A 6975-nucleotide genomic window follows, 5' to 3' on the forward strand; every position below is an offset into this window, starting at 1 on the left:
CCGCAGGAGATGCCCGCATGACGACCCGCTCCCTTCTGGCAGCCATGCCGGTCCTGGCCGCCCTGATGGCCTTCGCGGCGCCCGCCTCCGCGCAGGGCTCGCTCAACATGCTCTGCGCCCCCGCCGCGGACTGGTGCGAGGCGATCGCCGCCGCCTTCGAGAAGGAGACCGGCATCCGCGTCTCCATGGCCCGGAAGTCGGCCGGCGAGATCCTGGCGCAGCTCCGTGCGGAGGCGCAGAACCCGCGCACCGACATCTGGTTCGGCGCCTCGGCCGAGACGCATATCTCGGCGGCCGAGAGCAACCTGCTGCAGCCCTACACCTCGCCGAACATGGAGCAGTTGCACCCTTGGGCGAAGCGGGTGCACGAGATGTCGAAGGGGCATTGCGTTGGCGTCTCCTCGGGCGCCATCGGCATCGCCTGGAACCGGGAGCTGCTGGCCCGCAAGAACCTGCCCGTGCCCACCAGCTGGGCGGACCTGCTGAACCCGGCCTACCGGGGCGAGATCCAGCTGCCGAACCCGAATTCCTCGGGCACCGCCTACACCATCATCGCCGGCCTTATCCAGCTCTGGGACGAGGACCGGGCCTTCGATTACCTGAAGCGGCTGCATGCGAATGTGAACGCCTACACTCGTTCCGGCGCGGCGCCGATGCAGGCCGTGGCGCGCGGCGAGACGGGGCTCGCGGTCAGCTTCAACATGGAGGTGACCTCGGCCGCGCAGGCGGGCTTCCCCATCGAGGTCGGCTATCCGGCCGAGGGCACGCCCTATGAGGTGGCCTGCATGTCCATCGTCCGTGGCGCGCGCAACACCACGCAGGCACGCCGCTTCTATGACTGGTACCTGACGCCCGCCGCCATGGATATCGGGCCGGCCGTGAACCAATGGCATGTGCCCGCGCATACCGGAGCCAAGCCGGACCCGCGCATCCCCGACCTCGCGAGCATCAGGCTGGTGGACTACGACTTCGCCGCCTATGGCCAGAGCACGCGCCGCCGGCAGATCCTGGAACGGTGGGACCGCGAGGTGGGAGCGCTGCCGCGATGATCCGCAAGGCCATCCTCGCCGCCACCCTGATGCTCGCGCTGCCGGCGGCGGCGCGGGCGCAGGGCGCCGGCAGCCTCAACCTCTATTGCTCCGCCACGCTGGAATGGTGCCAGCCCATCGCGCGCGGCTTCGAGCGCGAGACCGGCATCCGCGTCTCGCTGACGCAGAAATCCACCGGCGAGATGCTGGCGCAATTGCGGGCCGAGGCGCGCAACCCGCGCGGCGATGTCTGGTGGGGCGGCACCGGCGACCCGCATGTGGCCGCCGGCGAGGAAGGCCTGACCGAGCCGCATGAGAGCCCGCGCATCAGCGAGCTGCATGACTGGGCGCAGGCGCAGTGGCGCCAGACCCGGGGCCGCACCGTGGGCGTCTATGCCAGCGTGCTGGGCTTCGGCTTCAACACCGAGCTGGTCGCGCGGCGCGACCTGCCGGCGCCGCGCTGCTGGGCCGACCTGCTGAACCCCGCCTACAAGGGCGAGTTGCAGATGGCCAATCCCAACAGCTCCGGCACCGCCTATATCGTCATCGCCACGCTGGTGCAGATGATGGGCGAGGAGCCGGCCTTCGAATACCTGAAGAAGCTGCACGGCAGCATCAACGCCTATCCGCGCTCCGGCACCGCCCCCATCACGGCGGTGGCGCGGGGGGAGACGGCGCTCTCCATCTCCTTCGTCCACAACGCGGCGGAGGAGGCGCAGGCCGGCTTCCCGGTGGGCCATGCCGTCCCCTGCGAGGGCACGGGCTACGAGATCGGCTCCATGTCGATCATCAAGGGCGCCCGCAATGCCGGGAACGCGCGCCGCTTCTACCACTGGGCGCTGGGCGCCGAGGCGCAGATCACCGCCTCGCGCGAGGCGAAGAAGTTGCAGACCATGTCCAACAAGGGTGTGCCGCTGACCGATGGCGCCCCCAACATGGCGACCGCCCGCATCATCGACTACGACAATGCCCGCTTCGGGGCCAGCGTGGAGCGGCGGCGGCTGCTCGCCCGCTGGGACAAGGAGGTCGGCGCCCTTCCGCGCTGAACCATGAGCATGCTGACCCGTTCCTCGTTTCCCATCTGGCTGCTGGCCTGCCTGGGCACGCTGGTGCTGCCCTGGAACATGCAGCAGGACGGCGTCCGGCTCGCCGGTCTCATCGCCCTTGGCCAGCCGGACCCGGAGGCCTCCTCCGCCTTCTGGCAGGCCCTGGCCCATGGCCGCTTCTGGTTCTGGCCGGTGGTGGCGGCGCTGTTCCTGGCGCTGCCCGGCGCCCTGAAGGCGGGCAGCCGGGCGCGGCAGGCCGGCTTCCTGGTCTGGGGCGGCGGGCTGGGCCTCGCGGCCATCGTGCTGCAAGGGCTGGCCATCGGCATCCAGGGATGGTCCTGGGGCTGGATGAACGCGCTGTTCGGGGAATTGCCGGACCGGCAGTTCGGCATGGGGCTGGGCGGCAGCCTGGCGGCCCTGGGCTTCCTCCTGCTGCTGACCGATGGGCTGGCCCTGCGGGGCTGGTTCAAGGGCGACCGCTTCGTGGCGGGGGCCGTGGGGGTGCTGGCAGGCTCCATCCTGGTCTTCACCGCCTGGCCGGTCGGCACGGTGCTGTCGCAGATCCTGACGCCGCGGGAGGATCTCGGCATCCTGGCCGCCACGGGCGCGCGCCTGCTGGACAGCAAGATCTGGGGCCTCTCCTGCGTCTCCGCGCCGGTCGGCTGCGGCGTGTTCTGGAACACGCTGATGCTGGCCTTCAGCACGGCGACGCTCACCACGCTGCTCGGCCTCTGCTTCGCGCTGATCGTCACCCGCAGCGGCTTCCGCGCCAAGCGCGCGCTGCGCCTGCTGACGGTGCTGCCGATCATCACGCCGCCCTTCGTCATAGGCCTCGGGCTGATCCTGATCTTCGGCCGCTCGGGCGTCATCAACCAGATGTTCGACGCGGTCTTCGGCATCGAGCTGGGCCGCTGGATCTATGGCTATGGCGGCGTGCTGCTGGCGCAGGTCTTCTCCTTCACGCCCATCGCCTTCCTGGTGCTGATCGGCGTGGTGGAGGGCATCTCGCCGGCCATGGAGGAAGCCTCCCAAACGCTGCGCGCGAGCCGGATGCGCACCTTCACCGCCGTCACCCTGCCGCTGATGCTGCCGGGGCTGGCCAATGCCTGGCTGGTCAGCTTCGTGGAGAGCCTGGCGGATTTCGGCAATCCCATCGTGCTCGGCGGCTCCTTCGGCGTGCTTTCCACCGAGATCTTCTTCGCCGTGGTGGGCGCGCAGCAGGATTTCGGCCGCGCCGCCGCCCTGGCCGCCATCATGCTGGCCGTGGCGCTGCTGGCCTTCACGCTGCAACGCGTGGCGGTGGGCAGCCGCTCCTATGTCTCCATGACCGGCAAGGGCGACAGCGGCCTGCCCACGCCGCTGCCCCGGCTGGTGCGGAACCTCGCCTATGCCGTGGCGCTGCCCTGGGCGGTGCTGACCATCGTGGTCTATGCCATGGCGCTGGCGGGTGGCTTCGTGCGGGTCTGGGGCCGGGACTGGACGCCCACCCTCTCGCATTTCACCCGCGCCTTCGCGCTGGAACGGGGGCCGGAGGGCGACCTGATCTTCTCCGGCGGCGCCTGGCACTCGCTGTTCACCACCATCGAGCTGGCGGCCATCGCCGCGCCCATCACCGCCGGGCTTGGCCTGCTGGCGGCCTGGGTATTGTCGCGCCAGCGCTTCCGGGGCCGCACGGCGCTGGAATTCGCGCTGATGCTCACCTTCGCCGTGCCCGGCACCGTGATCGGCGTGGCCTATATCCTCACCTTCAACCTGCCGCCGCTGGAGATCACCGGCACGGCCATCATCCTTGTCGCCTGCTTCGTGTTCCGCAACCTGCCGGTCGGCGTGCGGTCCGGCATCGCGGCGATGAGCCAGCTCGACAAGTCGCTGGACGAGGCGGCCATCACGCTGCGCGCCTCCACCTTCCGCGCCCTGCGGACGGTGGTGCTGCCGCTGCTGAAGCCCGCCATCGTCACGGCGCTGGTCTATTCCTTCGTGCGCGCGATGACGACGGTCTCCGCCGTCATCTTCCTGGTCTCCGCGGAGTATGAAATGGCGACCGTCTTCATCATCAACCGTGTCATCAATGGCGACTACGGCCTCGCCATCGCCTATTGCGCCGCGCTGATCGTGCTGATGATGGCGGCCATCGGGCTGATCAACCTGCTCGTCGGCCGCCGCCGCCTCGGCCGCCGCTCCGCCGCCCTGGCCGCGGCGCCGGCGGCCCCGGCCACCACCCCGGCGGGAGGCCGCGCATGAGCAAGACCGGCGCGGAACTCCGTCTCCAGGGCCTGGGCAAGCGCTATGGCGCGGTGCAGGCCGTGAAGCCGCTCGACCTCGCGATCAAGGGCGGCACGCTGACCACGCTGCTCGGCCCCTCGGGCTGCGGCAAGACGACGCTGCTGCGCATGATCGCGGGGCTGGAACAGGCCACCGAGGGGCGCATCTTCATCGGCGGGCGGGACGTGACCCTGCTTTCCGCCGGCGAGCGCAACGTCTCGATGGTGTTCCAGAGCTACGCGCTCTTTCCGCATATGAGCGTGCTGGACAATGTGGCCTATGGCCTCGTCTCCTCCGGCCTGCGCAAGCGGGAGGCGCATGCGAGGGCGGAAGCCGCGCTGGAGACGGTGGGGCTGAAGGGCTTCGGCACCCGCCTGCCATCCGAGATGTCGGGCGGGCAGCAGCAGCGCGTGGCCGTGGCGCGGGCGCTGGTGCTGGAGCCGGATGTGCTGCTCTTCGACGAGCCGCTCTCCAACCTCGACACCCGCCTGCGGCGCACCATGCGGGAGGAGATCCGCGCCCTCCAGCAGCGCCTGGGCCTCACGGTGGTCTATGTGACGCACGACCAGTCCGAGGCGCTGGCCGTCTCCGACATGATCGTGGTGATGCGCAACGCCGAGATCGCGCAGGCCGGCACCCCGCACGAGCTTTATGCACGGCCCGACAATGTTTTCGTCGCGACCTTCATGGGGGAGGCCAACCATGTGCGCGGGCGGATCGAGCGCATCGACGGCCCGATGGCCGATGTCACGCTGGATGCGCTGCGGCTCACGCTGCCGCAGCGGGGCCTTGCCGCGGGGCCGGTGGATCTGGTGATCCGCCCGGAAGCCATCCGCATCAGCGATGCGGGCGGCGGCATCGCGGCCACCGTGGCGCGGGAGACCTATATGGGCTCCCACACGGAATATCACCTCGCCACGCCACTGGGGGAATTGTTCTGCGTGGCGCCTGACCGGCTGAGGCGGCGCCAGGCAGGGGAGGCGGTGTCCGTGACCTTCGACCCCGAGGGTGTGGTGGCCGTCCACCCCTGAACGTGGCGCGGTTCATGTGGCACCTTCCGCAGCCTCAGGGCCTTTCGTAACTCCTGCCACTCGGCCACCAGGGCCGGCAACCTGCGGTACTGGGTCTGCAGGAACTGGCGCAGCATCAGCAATGCAAAGAGCTGGGCCTGGGTGAGGTCGTGCCGGGAGATCCGGCTGCCATAGGCCGGAAAGCTTCGTCGCCCGACGGCCAGGATCTCACATGCGATCCGCGCCGCCGATTTCATCATCCTGCGCATCGATGACCTCACACCCAAGCCTCAGGTGCCTCCCCAGCGCCGCACCAGCCCAGAGAGCTTCAGCAGAGCATCGCCGGATCAAGTTACGCACAGGACAGTCTCATCGGTCGCCAGGGCTATCAGCAACTTCGCCACGGCCTCCGGCTGCTCCTGCTGCACCCAATGCCCGCCCCTGGGATCAGGTGCAGGCCACAAAAATTGGTGCATGCTTCCTCCTGCATGCGTGCCAGGGCAAAAGGCGCCTGGTGGATGCCCCAGTCGCTGGCACCGGCCATGAAGAGGGTCGGTACCTCGATCCGCCTGCCGCTGAACAGGGTCAGGTCCGCCGCATTCGCTCCGCTCGTGCCGCAGCGGTAGGATTGCAGCCCGCCCGCGAAGCCCGTGCGGGAATACTCCGCGACATACACGGCCAGCTCTGCGTCGGTGAGCCAGGGTGCCTCGGTGGCCGGCATGTGAGGGGTCACCGCCTCCGGCATTGTCGCGTGCAGGGGCATGACATAGTAGTCCGGCATCTTTGCCAGTTCCTCCGCTGTCCAGCCACTCAACGGAAAGGGCTTGTTGCCGGGCCAGTCGGCGCTCTTGTGGTGGTAATAGGCGCGCAGGAAGGCATGGAGTCCCTGCGGCGGGCGGTCCATGTCCCCCGCCGCGCGGCGCTCGGCGTAATACCACTGATAGTGCTTACGCGGCACGTCCAGCATGGCAAGATCGGCATGCACGTCGCGCCCCGCGGGCGCCCCGAAGCGAGGAGGACCGGCAAAGGGCGCGCTCATCAGCGCTAGGCGCCGAAAGACATCGGGGCGAATCAGCGCGCACCAGGCTGCAACCGGGGAGCCGTAGTCGTGGCCGGCCAGCATATGAACTTCCCCCAGATCCAGCGCCTGCACGAGCGCCAGCTGGTCGCGCACCATGTTCAGCATCTGGAAAGGCGCGAGCGGTTCGTCATAATCCGCGCTCCATCCAGTGGTGCGCCCATAACCCCGCAGATCGGGGGCGATGACATGGAAGCCGGCAGCGGCCAGGGCCGGCATCACCTTGCGCCAGGAGAAAGCAAGTTCGGGAAAGCCGTGCAGCAGCAGAATGGCGGGCTGACCGGCGCTGCCGGCCTCTAGCAGATGCACGGACAGCCCGTTGACCCCCGCCAGGATGCGGCTGCGGATGCCGGTGGGCAGCAGGGCAGGGTCAAGGGGTGTCATGCTGCAGGACTTCCATTGGTGAGTGGGGTTGTCTTCGCAATTCCCCCGCTATCAGGCAGCAGTTCTCTGTTGAAAGTAAATCGTCGGGAAATTGTCCGGAGACAGGAAGCGTGGGTCGTGTCCCATCGCGTGGTGTAGGAGCGGTGCTCCTCAGCGGGCTGAGCCGC

The 6975-nt window shown here is 69.1% G+C and carries 5 protein-coding genes; 4 read left to right on the forward strand and 1 reads right to left on the reverse strand.

Annotated elements, in window-relative coordinates; genetic code table 11:
* Positions 1-17 precede the first annotated feature (17 nt).
* The 4 genes from CR162_RS18320 to CR162_RS18335 are packed head-to-tail and all read left to right on the forward strand — an operon-like array spanning position 18 to position 5367.
* Positions 18-1049: an ABC transporter substrate-binding protein gene (locus CR162_RS18320; RefSeq protein ID WP_099096971.1), complete on the forward strand. Its 1032-nt coding sequence runs from the start codon at positions 18-20 to the stop codon at positions 1047-1049.
* Entirely contained in the window at positions 1046-2074 is a 1029-nt protein-coding gene (locus CR162_RS18325; protein WP_099096972.1) for an ABC transporter substrate-binding protein, read from the forward strand. The genes CR162_RS18320 and CR162_RS18325 overlap by 4 nt, the downstream gene beginning before the upstream one ends.
* 9 nt (positions 2075-2083) lie before the next feature.
* Entirely contained in the window at positions 2084-4315 is a 2232-nt protein-coding gene (locus CR162_RS18330; protein WP_099096980.1) for an ABC transporter permease, read from the forward strand.
* Positions 4312-5367, forward strand: a complete 1056-nt coding sequence (locus tag CR162_RS18335) for an ABC transporter ATP-binding protein (RefSeq protein WP_099096973.1) — start codon at positions 4312-4314, stop codon at positions 5365-5367. Before CR162_RS18330 ends, CR162_RS18335 begins: the two co-directional genes overlap by 4 nt.
* A 367-nt stretch (positions 5368-5734) precedes the next feature.
* On the opposite strand, the gene CR162_RS18340 is transcribed toward CR162_RS18335, so the two are convergent.
* On the reverse strand, positions 5735-6808 hold the full coding sequence (locus CR162_RS18340; RefSeq protein WP_218014927.1) for an alpha/beta fold hydrolase: 1074 nt from the start codon (positions 6806-6808) through the stop codon (positions 5735-5737).
* Positions 6809-6975 lie beyond the last annotated feature (167 nt).

Origin of the sequence: Teichococcus rhizosphaerae (genome assembly GCF_002631185.1) — a bacterium.
GTDB lineage: Bacteria > Pseudomonadota > Alphaproteobacteria > Acetobacterales > Acetobacteraceae > Pseudoroseomonas > Pseudoroseomonas rhizosphaerae.

Bases quoted from the DNA above. Each gene is read 5' to 3' on its own strand.
- CR162_RS18320 (WP_099096971.1), top strand. From the start codon at position 18: ATGACGACCCGCTCCCTTCTGGCAGCCATGCCGGTCCTGGCCGCCCTG.
- CR162_RS18325 (WP_099096972.1), top strand. From the start codon at position 1,046: ATGATCCGCAAGGCCATCCTCGCCGCCACCCTGATGCTCGCGCTGCCG.
- CR162_RS18330 (WP_099096980.1), top strand. From the start codon at position 2,084: ATGCTGACCCGTTCCTCGTTTCCCATCTGGCTGCTGGCCTGCCTGGGC.
- CR162_RS18335 (WP_099096973.1), top strand. From the start codon at position 4,312: ATGAGCAAGACCGGCGCGGAACTCCGTCTCCAGGGCCTGGGCAAGCGC.
- CR162_RS18340 (WP_218014927.1), bottom strand. From the start codon at position 6,808: ATGACACCCCTTGACCCTGCCCTGCTGCCCACCGGCATCCGCAGCCGC.